This window comes from Streptococcus parasanguinis (assembly GCF_040908565.1).
In the GTDB taxonomy this organism is placed as follows: Bacteria; Bacillota; Bacilli; order Lactobacillales; family Streptococcaceae; genus Streptococcus; species Streptococcus parasanguinis_AC.
This window is the reverse complement of sequence record NZ_JBDGEA010000008.1, coordinates 1-14602: the sequence shown is the minus strand read 5'-3', so window position 1 is coordinate 14602 and position 14602 is coordinate 1. Positions and strand designations below refer to the sequence as shown.

The window sequence follows — 14602 nt, the reverse complement described above, 5'->3', positions numbered from 1 at the left end:
TTGAAATATTTTTTAATTAATTGTTGTTTTTTAAATTATATTCTTTCCAGAGAGGAACGTTTATCTGTATGTTACATATATTAAAACAAGATACTGAGTATATCTACCTATATCTGTACGGTTTCTTATAATCTAGCCTACTCTGACTATTTTTTGTTTCAGTATTGTATAAGAGATCATTCAATTTACAAATTATTTCTTCTTTTTGGAATATAGAAATACTATCTATGGTTGAAACTTTTTCAGAAATTAATTCAACATACTCATTGATTGTAACATTATGTAAATTCAATGTAGATATCAATCTACGTTTAAATTCATCTAAAAATTGGGGGTATCTGTATAAATCATCATAAGAACTATCAAAAATTTTGAGAATATAAAATTCTAATACTCCTTCTCCACCGGACCAATAAAATGGACTATTAGAAGTTACAGCATCAAAAATTGTTCTACTAGTATAGCTGAAATATCGATTATAACGGTAGTCCCTATAGCTTAATATCCGCTCTAGACGTAATAAACTTGATACTGATAGATCTTCTATTACATTTGATAGGTTAACTTTATTTGTATTCAAAAGATATTCAACTGATAATTGTATATCATTTTGCTTGTACGAATAAAAATCATTTGTGAAAATTGAATCTAACTTATCAGTAAGAAGCAAATATTCTCTACAGAAGTTATCAATTTTCTCTTTATTTCTAACACGTTTCCAATGTAATTTATCAGCAGAGGCTTTTATACATTTTTCACTGTTCTTCGCACTTTTTACTACATTACCAAAGCTGAATGAATCGTATATAAAGTTAAGTCTGCTTGAGAATGAAAATTTTTTACCTGATAATAACCATTGAACATATACAATTTTTAGTTCTGACATTTGATGCCTTCTACCAAACTGATTAAACCAATAAAAATCTGTGATTTTTTCATTTCGTTTTGTCCATAATTTATCTAAAATTTCATCTGTAATACGATCGCTGATATTTGTTCTTAAGATTATATCTTTAGCTTGATAGAAAAGATAATTTTGTTGTTCTTCATCGCAACTCATTAATTTTTTAATCTCAGCATCATAAAATTCAATATTATCATCCCATTCTGTATAATCGGTATATAACAATTGATATAACATAAAAGCAAGACTGTATTCATTATTCATACTTAATATACAGTTTTTTTGTATTGATTAAACTGCTCATTAGAATATTCTAAAGACTCAAATAACACTTTGGAATACTCATTAAACGCTCGTTCTGAACCCCTAAAAATGTTTGTATTATAATTAACATTATTTTGAAATAAATTCTTTTGCTTCCAGAGCTGATACCATTTAAAATATTCAAATTCTTTCTCATAAAGCTTAAAATTACTGAATCTTTCAGAACTTTTTATATTATCCTTAATTCGATTTTCTTTCAATCTGACATATTGAAAATTTAATAATTTTAATATCCTAGAATTTCCATTTTTCTTAACAGACATTTCATACAGATTATGATTATCCATTATTTTTTTGGTCGATATAGTTAACCCATCATATACCCTTTGCACATCAAGCTGAGGATGTCTAAAAATCATTTTCCATAGAAAATTCTCTACAGTTTCATCTGAAAACTTCAAAGAATTTTTTCTTCCAAAAGTAGATCCAAAAAGCTGTCGTTTAATTGGTTTTACATAGTGATTATATACCAGTTCGTTGTCAAAGTTTTTGAACAATTCGTTAAATATTTTGATATCATGATTCAATAAAATATACCATGATTTAAAGGGAAGCATTATATCTAAATTAGATGGTTCCTTTGTCGTAATTCTATACATTTCATCATCTGATACAAATAATCTCCATTTCATTTCAACAAATAATTTATAAAATCTATGAAATTCCTCAAGATTTTTCGTTATCTGCTTGTTATTATCACCTATTTTTTGATAAATATCTTTTTGTATTCCTACAAATACTAACTCTATAAATTCTTTCTTTTCAAATTCTGATAAATTCCTTGTATCATACTTTAACCAATTATATAGGAATCTGGGTTCTAAATCATCATAAAGCAATTGTTTTCTCATAAATTGATGATTTTTAAAAAAACTTAATTTATAAATTAAACATTTAATTAAAGTATGTTCTCTATCTATTTTATCAATTTTTTTGATATATAAGTCTTTTTGAAATTCTATCCAAAATTTTTGAGTATATTCCTCTTGTATTCTTTCTCTTATTATACTCTGTAAATTATAGTCTACTCCAGAATTTATTGTCGATATAATACTAATCAAAAATAAACTCATTTTTAGAAGAAATACAAAAGCAATTAATAACAAAAGTAGTGAACTTTGCCATAGATAAACTAGATATTGATTTACTTCATTAGTTAGAAGTGATAACTTTATAATATTTGGAACTATTGTAAGAACTAGCAATGAAAATATAAACGCTTTACTTTGACTAAAACGATACCAGAAAAAATCTTTCAATACATAGCTTGTTTTATTTTTTCCAAGATACTTCCCTCGTTCATTATTCTCTGTAGTATACTGTAAAAAACCAATGTAGATGCCATACATTCCCAAAACACCAACAACAAAAGAAGAGATGTCAAGAAATGATAGTAAGGATAAATTTAAAAATTTTACATGAAATATTTTCTGAATCAAAACAGATGAAATATAATAAAAAATAACGCTCAGTTTGATTATGTGATGCAGATTTTTCTTAAAATATAAATTATATATATCATTTAACTTATTAGAAAATCCATTATATTTCAATAATATTTTTTCAAAATTTGTTCTAGGCAACTGTCCAATTCCGCCATTTAAAAGATTGTTAATATTATTTATTACAATAGTTTTCCTTTTTTGAAAATATTTTATTATGTGGTAAGGAATAAAATATATTATAGATGAACATAATATGGAAATAAATAGTAATAGAATTAAATAAAAAAACATAAGATAGCCCTTTTCATTTTTGAAACAGCATGTCAATTGTAATTACAGCTATTATACCAAAAAACACGGCATACTGCCGTGTTTCTAGGTTTATTTCACCAACTTCTTCATCTCATCAATACGTGCAACAGTCGCATCGTACTTCGCTTGGTAGTCGGCTTGTTTGTCGCGTTCTTTTTGGACGACTTCTGGTTTGGCATTGGCTACGAAGCGTTCGTTAGAGAGCTTCTTACCGACCATATCCAGTTCTTTTTGCCATTTGGCTAATTCTTTTTCAAGACGAGCCAATTCTTCTTCAACATTAAGAAGGTCAGCAAGTGGCAAGTAGATTTCTGCACCTGTGATGATGCTTGACATAACCAAGTCAGGCACTTCGACATCTGCTGCAATTTCCAAGTGTTCTGGGTTTGTGAAGCGTTTGATGTAGTTGACATTATCATTAAAGAAAGCATCGAGCTTGCTGTCGCTTGTCTTGATCAAGATAGTGATTGGTTTACTTGGCGCTACGTTCACTTCTGCACGTGAGTTACGAACGGAGCGAATCACATCTTTAAGAGCTTCAACGCCGGCTGCTGCTGCTTCGTTTTCAAACTCTGGACGAACCACTGGGTATTCCGCCGTCACGATTGTTCCTTCAGAGATTTGACCGTAGATTTCCTCAGTCACAAATGGCATGATTGGGTGAAGGAGACGCAAGATTTGATCCAAGGTGTAAAGAAGAACCGAACGAGTGATGACTTTTTCGTCCTCATTGTCGCTGTATAGCACTTCCTTAGTCAACTCAACATACCAGTCCGCAAACTCATCCCAGATGAAGTTGTAGAGGATGTGACCAGCCACACCGAATTCAAACTTGTCAAAGTTTTCAGTGACTTTTCCAATAGTTTCATTGAGGTTGTGGAGAATCCAACGGTCTGTCACGTTACCTGCTTGACCAGCAGCGACTTTAGCCACATTTTCACTCGCTACATCCAAGGTCAATCCTTCATTGTTCATGAGGATATAACGAGAGATATTCCAAATCTTGTTAATGAAGTTCCAAGACGCATCCATTTTCTCATAAGAGAAACGCACGTCTTGCCCTGGTGCAGAACCGTTTGAAAGGAACCAACGAAGGGCATCAGCACCGTATTTCTCGATCACATCCATTGGGTCAATCCCGTTACCGAGTGACTTAGACATCTTACGTCCTTGCTCGTCACGAATGAGACCGTGGATAAGGACATTTTGGAATGGTTGGCGTCCTGTGAATTCCAATGATTGGAAGATCATACGAGACACCCAGAAGAAGATGATGTCGTAACCTGTTACTAGGGTTGAAGTTGGGAAGTAACGTTTGAAGTCTTCTGAGTCGACATCAGGCCAGCCCATGGTTGAGAATGGCCAGAGGGCAGAACTGAACCAAGTATCCAAGACATCTTCGTCTTGTTTCCAGCCATCACCTTCTGGAGCTTCTTCGCCAACGTACATTTCACCCTCAGCATTGTACCAAGCAGGGATTTGGTGACCCCACCAGAGCTGACGAGAGATTACCCAGTCGTGAACATTTTCCATCCATTGAAGGAAGGTATCGTTGAAACGAGGTGGGTAGAATTCTACCTTGTCGTCTGTGTCTTGGTTAGCAATCGCATTTTTCGCCAATTGATCCATCTTCACGAACCATTGCGTAGACAAGCGTGGCTCAACCATAACTCCAGTACGCTCTGAGTGACCAACTGAGTGGGTCATCTTCTCAATCTTAACAAGCGCACCGATTTCTTCTAACTTCTTGATAACAGCCTTACGAGCTTCAAAGCGGTCCATGCCGTTGAATTCACCAGCCAATTCATTCATGGTACCATCATCGTTCATAACGTTCACTTGCGGAAGATTATGACGTTGACCAACCAAGAAGTCATTCGGGTCATGGGCAGGAGTGATTTTCACCACACCAGTACCGAATTCAGGGTCTGCGTGTTCGTCCCCAACAATTGGGATTGGCTTGTTCAAGATTGGCAAGATAACATTTTGACCAATCAAATCTTTGTAACGGTCATCATTTGGGTTAACCGCTACGGCTGTATCCCCAAACATAGTTTCAGGACGTGTTGTTGCCACTTCAAGGGCACGTGAACCGTCTTCCAACATGTAGTTCATGTGGTAGAAGGCACCTTCCACATCCTTGTGAATAACCTCGATATCAGAAAGGGCTGTACGAGCTTTTGGATCCCAGTTGATGATAAATTCACCACGGTAAATCCAGCCCTTCTTGTAAAGCTCTACAAAGACCTTACGAACAGCTTTTGATAGACCTTCGTCAAGGGTGAAACGCTCACGAGAATAGTCTACAGAGAGCCCCATCTTGCCCCATTGTTGCTTGATAGTAGTGGCATACTCGTCTTTCCATTCCCAAACCTTATCGAGGAATTTTTCACGACCCAGGTCATAACGAGAGATGCCGTCTTCAGCCAAACGCGCTTCTACTTTAGCTTGAGTCGCAATCCCAGCGTGGTCCATCCCAGGAAGCCAAAGCGTATCAAAGCCTTGCATCCGTTTTTGACGGATGATGATATCTTGCAAAGTAGTATCCCAAGCGTGACCAAGGTGAAGTTTCCCAGTTACGTTTGGTGGTGGAATCACGATTGAGTAAGGCTTAGCCTTTTGATCGCCTGAAGGCTTGAAAACATCCTCATCAAGCCATTTTTGGTAACGACCAGCCTCAACCTCGGCTGGATTGTATTTAGGTGAAAGTTCTTTAGACATGTGTGTTCTCCTTTTATTCTGTTAAATAATAATATTTACCATTTTTAGAAATTATTTTTGTCTCTTTATTCAATAAATCATTTGTTAAATTTTTAAAATTGAGTGAATTAGATGACTGCTTTTCTATTTTAGTAACAACTGATTTGGATAATTCATTGTATTTCCAATCATTATTAATCCACGTAGTTGGTGCAACAAAGAATGCTTCTAACCCTTGTTTAGCATACCTCTTTTTCTTTAGATCAATTTCAAATTGTTTGATCTTGTTCTTATGCCAATTAACTAGTTCATTTCTTGCTCCAGTAGATTGTTTTATATAATTATTAAAAGATGAATAACAATATTCGGAAGATGTCATCCCCATATTCAGTAAGTAGACTAAACGTCCAATTTCTTCTAAAATTGAAAGTAAATATTGCTGATAAGTTATTAATTTATCAAATTCGTGAATGTTATCTCTATATTGTTCAAAGTCATTACTCTTATTCTTAGAAACCAGATTTTCAATAGACAAATTAACCTGCTGTAATAGCTCAGTTGCTTCATCCTCATGTCGACTTAGATTGTCTAATGTTCGTTTTCTTATTTCTTCATTCTCAATAATCTCCGCATTAAATTGAGAAATTTTTCCAACTTTGTTTATCAAAGATAAAATTCTAGCTTTAAACTCCATTTGTTGGAAATCAGCTATTTTATCCAAGCTACCAAGCATTTGCCCCATTTTATCATTGATTTCAGACATATAATATTGTCCTACAACCATCGAAGCTACATTCATTACAGTCGCAGTTGTATCAGCCATCAAACTAAGATCTTTGGCATCCCCATTTTTAATTGGCACTAGATTTGCTTGACCAGCAAGCTGACCATTCACACTGTAACCACCCCTAAAAGCGCCAGCTAAATCTTTGGACTTATAAAGCTTTGCTCCTTCTGGAATAATGACCTGAAAGACATTGTTGTTTTCTATTTGCTTTATATGTTCAACAACTTTTTTATCAGCAAACTGTTTGTATCCATTAACTATTTGAGGAACTAATTTATTAAGTCTATTGATTACAATTTTGTCAGAAATCTCATGTACTTTATCCTGCTCAACACTTACATCTTCTGGTAAAATTTCAAATTTAGGCATTAGAGATAAAAAATTACTATTACTTTCTGATATTTCAGAATTTATCACTGGGATCAATTCTTTAGAAATATCAGAAGTGACTTTTTTCTTTTTACGAGTTTTATAAAAATAATAAACTAAAAAACCAAAACTTAAAGTAATAATCCAATCTACAATTATTTTTCCCATTCAAAATCACCTATTGAATCTTCCCACTCACTCTTTAGCAAGCCATATCTCAAATCATCACAGCGATTGCCTTGAGCATCTTTGCGGTCTCTTATGCGAGCTTCGAGGGTAAAGCCAAGCTTCTCTGCGACTCGTTGACTTTGGACATTGTAGCTAAAACAAGTTAGCTCAATCTTGTGAAGCCCCAGTTCTTTAAAAGATAGGTCAATCAAAGCACGCGCCGCTTCAGGCACATAGTCTCGCCCCCAATAGTCTGGGTGCAAGGTATAGCCAATCTCCAGCACATCGTCTTCGTGGCGATGGTTGAAATCAACTGAGCCAATGACTTTATCAGTCATTTTGACCACAATGCCGTAGCCAGCTGGGAGATTATCCTTTTGATTACGCTCTGGAAGGATATGTTCTAGGTAATAAATCTCATCTTCCAAGGTCTTAACGGGCGGAAAGCCCGCTGGATAAGAGACCTCTGGGAGACTAGCGTAGGCATAGATATCCTCAGCATCCGCCACTGTACGGACTCGTAAAACGAGACGCTCCGTTTCGATTCGTTCAGGTAACTCTGCTCTTGTCATCTTCCTCCCTCGCTTTCTACAAAAAATCGCCCCTGCCATCTACATGACAGGGACGAATATGTTGATCCGCGGTACCACCCAATTTCGGGCAACGCCCGCAACTTTGTATATTTCATTTTCATCCATTAGCTACCAGTTTCGACACATTTGTGGACTTCTCAGCACCGCCACTTTCTGTAAAATGTGGGATTCAAAACACCTCTAATAGATTCATTTTAGCAAGTTTTCCTGGAAATAGCAAGAAATCACAAAAGCAATTATTTAAATTTAACGCCTAGTTCTTTCAATTTCTTGATTGTAGCTGGGCCGATTCCTTTAAGGGCCAACAACTCTTTTTCTGTCCAGTTTGCGAAGTCCGCAACAGAGCGAATACCTTCATCATAGAATGTTTGCGCACGATCAAGTGCCACACCTTCCAAACTTGAAGCAAACTCTTCCACTGAAGAAACCGCTTGTTTCACTTCTTTCGCTACTGCTTTTGTAGCTTTCTCAACTTTTTTAGGTGCTTCTTTAACAGCTGCAGTTACAGTTGCGACAGCTTTTTTCAAAAGATGTCTATTTTGATGTTTGTATTGTTTCACACGGTTTACGTTCTTCTTTGCCATTTTTCCTCCTAAATTCAGTGATCAATTCCTAAGGCAACAAGGTTTCATCACCATCATTCCATTCAAAAATCCGTTGATGTCATTTCAACTTTTTTATTGTATCACAATCCCCTAAAAAATCAAGTCATTGCTCAATTTTCAGGTAAATCTAACTAGTAAAACGCCTTCAATAAGGTGTTATTAATATTTTCTTTCACCAAAGAAGCCATCTGGCAAATCATGAAATCCTTTTCCAGCATGGAAATTTTCAAACTTCCCTTGCAAGAACTGATAGGCATCCAAACGGCTTTCATAGCGAATCATCGCGATTTTAGCTCGTTCATCCTGGTCTTCATCAAAAACCTTCTTACTCTCTTCTAGAGCCATTTCATTGATCATGACCTGGGTCTTGATCCACTCCTCAAACTCCTTCATAAAATCTGTTTCGTAGCTCATTCTTACTCCATTCCTCTATAAAAATCCGTATCTATTTCCCGATAGGGTTGGATATCTTGAACATATTCCAAGACACCTTGAAAGTCTCCAGCTTCATCACGCACGGCTGCATAGGTGACATGGACAAATTTCCCACGTGATTCGGATTTGAACCATATTTCATACTTGTCTTTTTTCCCTTCACGAAGCCCCTGCATAATGGCTTTGACCTTATCCAAGTATTTTGGCGGGTGACACAGCTCAACATTGCGTCCTACCTGCGATGGCGTCCTCTTAAAAATCATTTCCTCAAAAGGCGCAGCATCATTATAATATTGGAAAATATCATCCTTATTGACAAAGGTGATCTCCATCGGCAGATAATTCAAGATCAAATTCGCTTGCTCGACTGACAAATAGCCATTACCAAACGGTTGAGGTTGGTTGCGGTCGAAACTCTCTTCTTTTTTCTTAGGCGTGAAGGTAATGGTCAATTGTCCCTCAGGAGTCTCAATGACCTGACGTTGCTCCTCGCCTCCTTCTGAAGAAGGAAGGGCCACACCTGAACCTTCTGACTCTGCTGCTCCTTCTTCCTTGAAGTCCACGCGTTTCGGCACCCATTTCTCACTCGGAATGATAATGGCATAACCATAAGCATCACTTTCTTCCGCGATGGAGAGCCAATCATCCTGAGTAAAGGCCTCCAGCAAAATCATCAAGAGGATCGATTCTTCCTTGAAGATCATGCCCTCAAACTCTTGCGCAAAGGCTTCAAAGCGTTCTTTGACTTCTAAGATGCCAGAATCCGGCAGTTCCTTGGCCGCGTCCATAGCTTTCGCAAAGAGTTCTCGAATCTGGTCATCCACTCCCCACATCACTTTTGGTGGGGAATCATGTCCATATTTTTCCATAATAGGAAACATCAGTTCTTCCTTGCGACGATAATGCCGATCAAATTGCCCGACCAAACCCAGCTGACGCAAGAGTCCTTTGTGAATCTCCTGAATCATCTCAGGATCATCGGTTGTCTCATAATTATCTAGCAAGCGACGGACCCGCATCATAGCAGCCCGAAGGGCCAAGTTCTCCTGCTTAAAGATTTGAATGGGATGACCTGGATGGTCGGTATCTGCTACTTCGACCCCTTGAACCGCATTCTTAAAGAGATTGGCATGGACATCACAAAGCTCCATCACATCTTCAAAAGTAACCCCTGCATCTGAATTCATCAGTTCATGCTCCATGAGGGAAATCTCAATCGCAGAGACCCCTGCAAAAGTCGCATCAAACCGTTCCTGAACCGACTCAGGAGAGGCTCCATGATGAAGCTCTAATAAGATATCTCTTAAGACATGAATTCGTTCATCACTCATTAGTCTAGCCCCACTACTTCATACCCATTAGCCTCTAGGGTTCGTACAATCTTCTCCATAGGAGTACCTTCTAATTTTGATCCTTGTTTCAAGGAAACCTTGCGCCCAACTGTATTTCGCATGATGGGGTTGGCTAAGGGTTTAAAGCCCAATTCTACTAACAAATCCAATACTTCCGGATGTTGATCAATGACTTGAGCAACTGGAATTGATACATCAATAACATTGTCCATTTATTTATTTCCTCTACTTATTCCCTTTATTTTCTCTCTGACGAGCGCGTTCTTCGCCCCACCAAAGAGGCATCAGTTCACCTAAAGTAATGGTCTTACGACTTTCATAATCTACCATAAATTCTAGATGACGATTCTCTGCATCTAGCTCAAGGAGAAATTCGCGACAGGCCCCACAAGGCATCCCAGAACCTTCCCCATAAGGAGGCTTGCCTCGAAAAGCAATAATGCGCTTGACCTTGGTCTGTCCTGATTGTTGATACATGTTGAAGAGGGCCGCTCGTTCAGCACATAAATGAAAGACGCCGCAGGTTCCCTCCATACAAAAACCCGTAAAAATCTGACCATCTTCAGCCTCAACAGCAGCGACTACATGCCGAGCATAGACAAAATCTGAAACTTCTTGAGGCGCATAGAGATCTTTCGCCTCATGATAAAGTTTTTCCCAAATATCCATTCTTCTTCTTTCACTTCTTCACTAATTTCACAACTGCTTCTGTCCGTGCTGTATGGGGGAACATATCCACTGATTGAATGTATTCAACCTGGTAAACCTTCGTCAAAGCCACTAGATCCCGTGCCAAAGTAGAGACATTACAAGAGACATAGACCATCTTTTCAGGTGCATAGTGCAACAAGGTCTCGATTAATTTAGTCCCCAAGCCCGTACGAGGTGGATCTACGATCACAGCATTAGCCCGATAGCCTTCTTGGTACCAGCGAGGAATGATCTCTTCTGCTGTACCAGCCTCATAGTGGGTATTCTCAAATCCCATCCGCTTAGCATTGTATTTGGCATCTTCAATTGCTTCAGGAATAATATCCATCCCCCGAACACTGTTCACTCTATTCGCAAAAGCAAACCCAATCGTTCCAACCCCACAATAAGCATCTATCAAATGATCCTCTGAAGAAACATCTAGAGCCTTAACCGCTTCACTATACAATACTTCGGTTTGTTCTGGATTCAACTGGTAAAAGGCTCGAGGAGACAGGGAGAATTCATAATCCAAAACACCTTCCAAAATGGCCTCTTCTCCCCAAATAATCTGCGTTTGTTCCCCATAGATCTCACTGGAACGAGACGTATTTTTATTAACAGCAACGGTGACAATCTCAGGATGTTTCGTGACCAAGTCTTCCACTAAATCCTTTAAATTAATCTGCCGACTGGTGACTACAATGATCTGAACTTGACCAGACTTCCGAGCTCGTCGAACCATCATGGTTCTAACACCCAGTTCTTTACGCTCATCAGCAATCGGAATCTGATAGTAAGTCAATAAATCCGCAAGATCATTGGCAATCGCTTGAATAACCGGATCTTGGACCAAACAATCTTTTAATTCTACCAAATAATGTGAATTTTGAGCATAAAGCCCCGCCTTGACCTGGCCCTTGAATTTCCTTGTTTGAAATTGCAATTTGGCCCGATAGTAAAGAGGCTCCTGCATTCCGATTGTCGGCCGAATGTCATACTGTTCAAAGCCTTCAGGTGAGAACTTTTTCAAGGCCTGTTGCAATAAATCTGTCTTAAACTCCAACTGCTTGTCATACTTCAAATGCATGATTTGACAGCCCCCACAGGTCTCATAGATATCACACATGGGTGTCACCCGATACTTAGACGCCTTATTCACAGATAAGAGTTTGGCTTCCGCAAAATTTTTCTTGACACTTGTAATTTGGCAGAAGATATCTTCTCCCTTCAAAGCACCAGGTACAAAGACAAGTGTTTTTTTATAAAAGCCAATTCCTTCTCCGTTAATTCCCATTCGTTTAATTTTCAAAGGAATTTTTTGTTTTACTTTAACGTTCATATCCCTATCTTAACACATTTTTCGGTATAATAAAAACATGAAAATTACAAAACTAGAAAAGAAAAAAAGACTCTACCTTCTTGAATTAGACAATGATCAAAAACTTTACATCACAGAAGATACTATCGTCAAATATTTCCTTTCCAAAGAGAAAGAAATCAGTGAAGAAGAGCTAAAAGAAATCCAAGAATTTGCACAGTACTCTTATGGTAAAAACCTGGCCCTTTACCATCTTTCTTTTAAAGCTCGAACAATAAAAGAAGTCCGAGACTACCTTACAAAATATGAGATTGATAGTGAGATTATTGATAAAGTTGTCCAACACCTAAAAGAAGAAAAGTGGTTAGATGATCGTCAATATGCAAGAAACTTGATAGAGGCCAACCTTCTCAGTGGCGATAAGGGCCCTGTCTTATTACAACAAAAAATTCAACAAAAAGGGGTCCCAAAATCTATCCTCCAAGAAATACTAGCGGACTATGATTTTACAGAAGTTATCAGCCGTACCGCAATAAAACTCCAAAAGAAATACCAAGGAAAATACCCATCAAAAGCCATAGAAACGAAAGTCATCCAAGGACTCATTTCAAAAGGTTTTGCATACAACCAAGCAAAGATTGCATTCCAAAATCTTGAACTAGAAGCAGATGAAGAAACAACCAATGAGCTCATCCTAAAAGAGTTAGAAAAACAATACCGTAAATACAGTAAAAAATATGAAGGCTATGACCTCAAACAACGCTTGACTCAAGCACTTGCCAGAAAAGGTTACGATTATAGTGATATAACGTCAGCCATTAGAGAATTCTTAGATTTATAAACCAAATTGAAAATTATATAGAAAAATAAGAAAAAATTTGAAAAAATATGGTACAATATAGAGGATATACTTAGATTGTAGAAAGTTGGTAAGTTATGAAACTACCTAAAGAAGGCGACTTTATTACAATTCAAAGTTATAAACATGATGGCAGTTTACACCGAACATGGCGTGACACCATGGTATTAAAGATAACCGAAAATGCAATTATTGGAGTAAATGATCATACACTTGTTACAGAAAGTGATGGCAGACGTTGGATCACGCGTGAACCAGCAATCGTTTATTTCCATAAAAAATATTGGTTTAACATCATCGCCATGATCCGTGACAATGGTGTGTCTTACTACTGTAACCTAGCAAGTCCTTTTCACATCGACCAAGAGGCCTTAAAATATATCGATTATGACCTCGATGTCAAGGTCTTTACAAATGGTGAAAAGAAATTGTTAGATGTTGAAGAATATGAGCAACATAAAGAAAAAATGCACTATTCAGATGACATTGACTATATTTTAAAAGAAAATGTAAAAGTACTAGTAGATTGGATAAACCAAAACAAAGGTCCTTTTTCTGAGGAGTATATCAAAATTTGGTATAACCGTTATGTTGAACTGCGAAATAAATAAAGTTGGAAAGAGCGCAAGCTCTTTTTTCTTGTAATGCAATAAGAAAATCACCAACAAAAAAAGCCTAATGACAATCATTAGACTCTTTCTATATAATATCGGGAAGACAGGATTCGAACCTGCGACACCTTGGTCCCAAACCAAGTACTCTACCAAGCTGAGCTACTTCCCGAACTAAAGCTTACGCTTTATGCACCCTAGAGGAGTCGAACCTCTAACCGCCTGATTCGTAGTCAGGTACTCTATCCAGTTGAGCTAAGGGTGCTCGTTCCTATTCAATTACTACATAGTCTTGCGACCATGCACCCTAGAGGAGTCGAACCTCTAACCGCCTGATTCGTAGTCAGGTACTCTATCCAGTTGAGCTAAGGGTGCTTCTTTCAACCTTCGTCTATGCCGAGGACCGGAATCGAACCGGTACGATCGTTACCAATCGCAGGATTTTAAGTCCTGTGCGTCTGCCAGTTCCGCCACCCCGGCCTCCTCAAGCGAACGACGGGATTCGAACCCGCGACCCCCACCTTGGCAAGGTGGTGTTCTACCACTGAACTACGTTCGCATCGCTTTCTTTATATAAAAAAATGCCGGCTACATGACTTGAACACGCGACCCTCTGATTACAAATCAGATGCTCTACCAACTGAGCTAAGCCGGCTCATTATTATTCTCTTATGCGGGTTAAGGGACTTGAACCCCCACGCCGTAAAGCGCCAGATCCTAAATCTGGTGCGTCTGCCAATTCCGCCAAACCCGCAAAATATGACCCGTACTGGGCTCGAACCAGTGACCCATTGATTAAAAGTCAATTGCTCTACCAACTGAGCTAACGAGTCTTAAAATAATTTTCATTATCTTAACGGTCCCGACGGGAATCGAACCCGCGATCTTCGCCGTGACAGGGCGACGTGATAACCGCTACACTACGGGACCTATGGGAGTTAACGGGATCGAACCGCTGACCCTCTGCTTGTAAGGCAGATGCTCTCCCAGCTGAGCTAAACTCCCAAATGAGCCTAGTATCTACTAGGCTCAATCTCTTGCTAAGCGACTACCTTATCTCACAGGGGGCAACCCCCAACTACTTCCGGCGTTCTAGGGCTTAACTGCTGTGTTCGGCATGGGTACAG

Annotated in this window: 13 protein-coding genes, 10 tRNA genes and 1 rRNA gene; 2 read left to right on the top strand and 22 right to left on the bottom strand. The window is 38.1% G+C overall.

Going from position 1 to position 14602, the window contains the following annotated elements; genetic code table 11:
- Positions 1-103: 103 nt before the first annotated feature.
- The 11 genes from AB5Y61_RS05195 to rlmD all read right to left on the bottom strand — a co-directional run bounded on the left by AB5Y61_RS05195 (position 104) and on the right by rlmD (position 12026).
- Positions 104-1168, bottom strand: a complete 1065-nt coding sequence (locus AB5Y61_RS05195; RefSeq protein WP_368403399.1) for a hypothetical protein — start codon at positions 1166-1168, stop codon at positions 104-106.
- A gap of 2 nt (positions 1169-1170) precedes the next feature.
- A complete protein-coding gene (locus AB5Y61_RS05190) occupies positions 1171-2964 on the bottom strand; it encodes a hypothetical protein (RefSeq protein ID WP_368403398.1) in 1794 nt (597 codons plus the stop codon).
- Between the two features lie 90 nt (positions 2965-3054).
- Positions 3055-5706, bottom strand: a complete 2652-nt coding sequence (locus tag AB5Y61_RS05185; protein WP_368403397.1) for a valine--tRNA ligase — start codon at positions 5704-5706, stop codon at positions 3055-3057.
- 13 nt (positions 5707-5719) lie between these two features.
- Entirely contained in the window at positions 5720-7009 is a 1290-nt protein-coding gene (locus AB5Y61_RS05180) for a hypothetical protein (RefSeq protein WP_368403396.1), read from the bottom strand.
- Entirely contained in the window at positions 6997-7581 is a 585-nt protein-coding gene (locus tag AB5Y61_RS05175) for a GNAT family N-acetyltransferase (RefSeq protein ID WP_368403395.1), read from the bottom strand. Before AB5Y61_RS05175 ends, AB5Y61_RS05180 begins: the two co-directional genes overlap by 13 nt.
- A gap of 257 nt (positions 7582-7838) precedes the next feature.
- Complete coding sequence (locus AB5Y61_RS05170; RefSeq protein ID WP_368403394.1) at positions 7839-8186, bottom strand: helix-hairpin-helix domain-containing protein; 348 nt, start codon at positions 8184-8186, stop codon at positions 7839-7841.
- 180 nt (positions 8187-8366) lie between these two features.
- Positions 8367-8621, bottom strand: coding sequence for a DUF1912 family protein (locus AB5Y61_RS05165; RefSeq protein WP_368403393.1), 255 nt, complete (start codon positions 8619-8621; stop codon positions 8367-8369).
- Between the two features lie 2 nt (positions 8622-8623).
- Complete coding sequence (locus AB5Y61_RS05160) at positions 8624-9973, bottom strand: DUF438 domain-containing protein (protein WP_368403392.1); 1350 nt, start codon at positions 9971-9973, stop codon at positions 8624-8626.
- The gene (locus AB5Y61_RS05155; RefSeq protein ID WP_003005810.1) at positions 9973-10206 is read right to left on the bottom strand and encodes a DUF1858 domain-containing protein; all 234 of its coding nucleotides are present in this window, start codon (positions 10204-10206) and stop codon (positions 9973-9975) included. Before AB5Y61_RS05155 ends, AB5Y61_RS05160 begins: the two co-directional genes overlap by 1 nt.
- A gap of 13 nt (positions 10207-10219) precedes the next feature.
- Positions 10220-10663 (bottom strand): cytidine deaminase, encoded by a 444-nt coding sequence (locus AB5Y61_RS05150; protein WP_368403391.1) that lies wholly within the window; start codon positions 10661-10663, stop codon positions 10220-10222.
- A gap of 10 nt (positions 10664-10673) precedes the next feature.
- On the bottom strand, positions 10674-12026 hold the full coding sequence (gene rlmD / locus AB5Y61_RS05145; RefSeq protein WP_368403390.1) for a 23S rRNA (uracil(1939)-C(5))-methyltransferase RlmD: 1353 nt from the start codon (positions 12024-12026) through the stop codon (positions 10674-10676).
- A gap of 37 nt (positions 12027-12063) precedes the next feature.
- On the opposite strand from rlmD, the gene recX reads away from it, so the two are divergent.
- Together recX and ntdP are read left to right on the top strand one after the other, a co-directional pair.
- Positions 12064-12846: a recombination regulator RecX gene (recX, locus tag AB5Y61_RS05140; protein WP_368403389.1), complete on the top strand. Its 783-nt coding sequence runs from the start codon at positions 12064-12066 to the stop codon at positions 12844-12846.
- A gap of 95 nt (positions 12847-12941) precedes the next feature.
- Complete coding sequence (ntdP, locus tag AB5Y61_RS05135) at positions 12942-13475, top strand: nucleoside tri-diphosphate phosphatase (protein ID WP_013903172.1); 534 nt, start codon at positions 12942-12944, stop codon at positions 13473-13475.
- Positions 13476-13573: 98 nt separating this feature from the next.
- Here the strand turns inward: ntdP and AB5Y61_RS05130 are convergent.
- From AB5Y61_RS05130 to rrf, 11 genes are all read right to left on the bottom strand, one after another.
- Positions 13574-13647, bottom strand: a tRNA-Pro gene (locus AB5Y61_RS05130).
- Between the two features lie 19 nt (positions 13648-13666).
- Positions 13667-13740 (bottom strand) — tRNA-Arg (locus AB5Y61_RS05125).
- Between the two features lie 36 nt (positions 13741-13776).
- Positions 13777-13850, bottom strand: a tRNA-Arg gene (locus AB5Y61_RS05120).
- A gap of 19 nt (positions 13851-13869) precedes the next feature.
- A tRNA-Leu gene (locus AB5Y61_RS05115) sits at positions 13870-13955 on the bottom strand.
- A 7-nt stretch (positions 13956-13962) separates the two neighbouring features.
- Positions 13963-14034: transfer RNA gene (locus tag AB5Y61_RS05110), tRNA-Gly, on the bottom strand.
- 23 nt (positions 14035-14057) lie between these two features.
- Positions 14058-14130: transfer RNA gene (locus AB5Y61_RS05105), tRNA-Thr, on the bottom strand.
- 17 nt (positions 14131-14147) lie between these two features.
- Positions 14148-14229: transfer RNA gene (locus tag AB5Y61_RS05100), tRNA-Leu, on the bottom strand.
- Between the two features lie 6 nt (positions 14230-14235).
- Positions 14236-14308, bottom strand: a tRNA-Lys gene (locus AB5Y61_RS05095).
- A gap of 24 nt (positions 14309-14332) precedes the next feature.
- Positions 14333-14405: transfer RNA gene (locus tag AB5Y61_RS05090), tRNA-Asp, on the bottom strand.
- Positions 14406-14407: 2 nt separating this feature from the next.
- A tRNA-Val gene (locus AB5Y61_RS05085) sits at positions 14408-14480 on the bottom strand.
- A 34-nt stretch (positions 14481-14514) separates the two neighbouring features.
- Positions 14515-14602, bottom strand: a 5S ribosomal RNA gene (rrf, locus tag AB5Y61_RS10615); the annotation flags it as partial.

Excerpts from the sequence above, each read along its gene's own strand:
- AB5Y61_RS05195 (WP_368403399.1), bottom strand. The coding sequence starts at position 1,168 with ATGAATAATGAATACAGTCTTGCTTTTATGTTATATCAATTGTTATAT.
- AB5Y61_RS05190 (WP_368403398.1), bottom strand. The coding sequence starts at position 2,964 with ATGTTTTTTTATTTAATTCTATTACTATTTATTTCCATATTATGTTCA.
- AB5Y61_RS05185 (WP_368403397.1), bottom strand. The coding sequence starts at position 5,706 with ATGTCTAAAGAACTTTCACCTAAATACAATCCAGCCGAGGTTGAGGCT.
- AB5Y61_RS05180 (WP_368403396.1), bottom strand. The coding sequence starts at position 7,009 with ATGGGAAAAATAATTGTAGATTGGATTATTACTTTAAGTTTTGGTTTT.
- AB5Y61_RS05175 (WP_368403395.1), bottom strand. The coding sequence starts at position 7,581 with ATGACAAGAGCAGAGTTACCTGAACGAATCGAAACGGAGCGTCTCGTT.
- AB5Y61_RS05170 (WP_368403394.1), bottom strand. The coding sequence starts at position 8,186 with ATGGCAAAGAAGAACGTAAACCGTGTGAAACAATACAAACATCAAAAT.
- AB5Y61_RS05165 (WP_368403393.1), bottom strand. The coding sequence starts at position 8,621 with ATGAGCTACGAAACAGATTTTATGAAGGAGTTTGAGGAGTGGATCAAG.
- AB5Y61_RS05160 (WP_368403392.1), bottom strand. The coding sequence starts at position 9,973 with ATGAGTGATGAACGAATTCATGTCTTAAGAGATATCTTATTAGAGCTT.
- AB5Y61_RS05155 (WP_003005810.1), bottom strand. The coding sequence starts at position 10,206 with ATGGACAATGTTATTGATGTATCAATTCCAGTTGCTCAAGTCATTGAT.
- AB5Y61_RS05150 (WP_368403391.1), bottom strand. The coding sequence starts at position 10,663 with ATGGATATTTGGGAAAAACTTTATCATGAGGCGAAAGATCTCTATGCG.
- rlmD (WP_368403390.1), bottom strand. The coding sequence starts at position 12,026 with ATGAACGTTAAAGTAAAACAAAAAATTCCTTTGAAAATTAAACGAATG.
- recX (WP_368403389.1), top strand. The coding sequence starts at position 12,064 with ATGAAAATTACAAAACTAGAAAAGAAAAAAAGACTCTACCTTCTTGAA.
- ntdP (WP_013903172.1), top strand. The coding sequence starts at position 12,942 with ATGAAACTACCTAAAGAAGGCGACTTTATTACAATTCAAAGTTATAAA.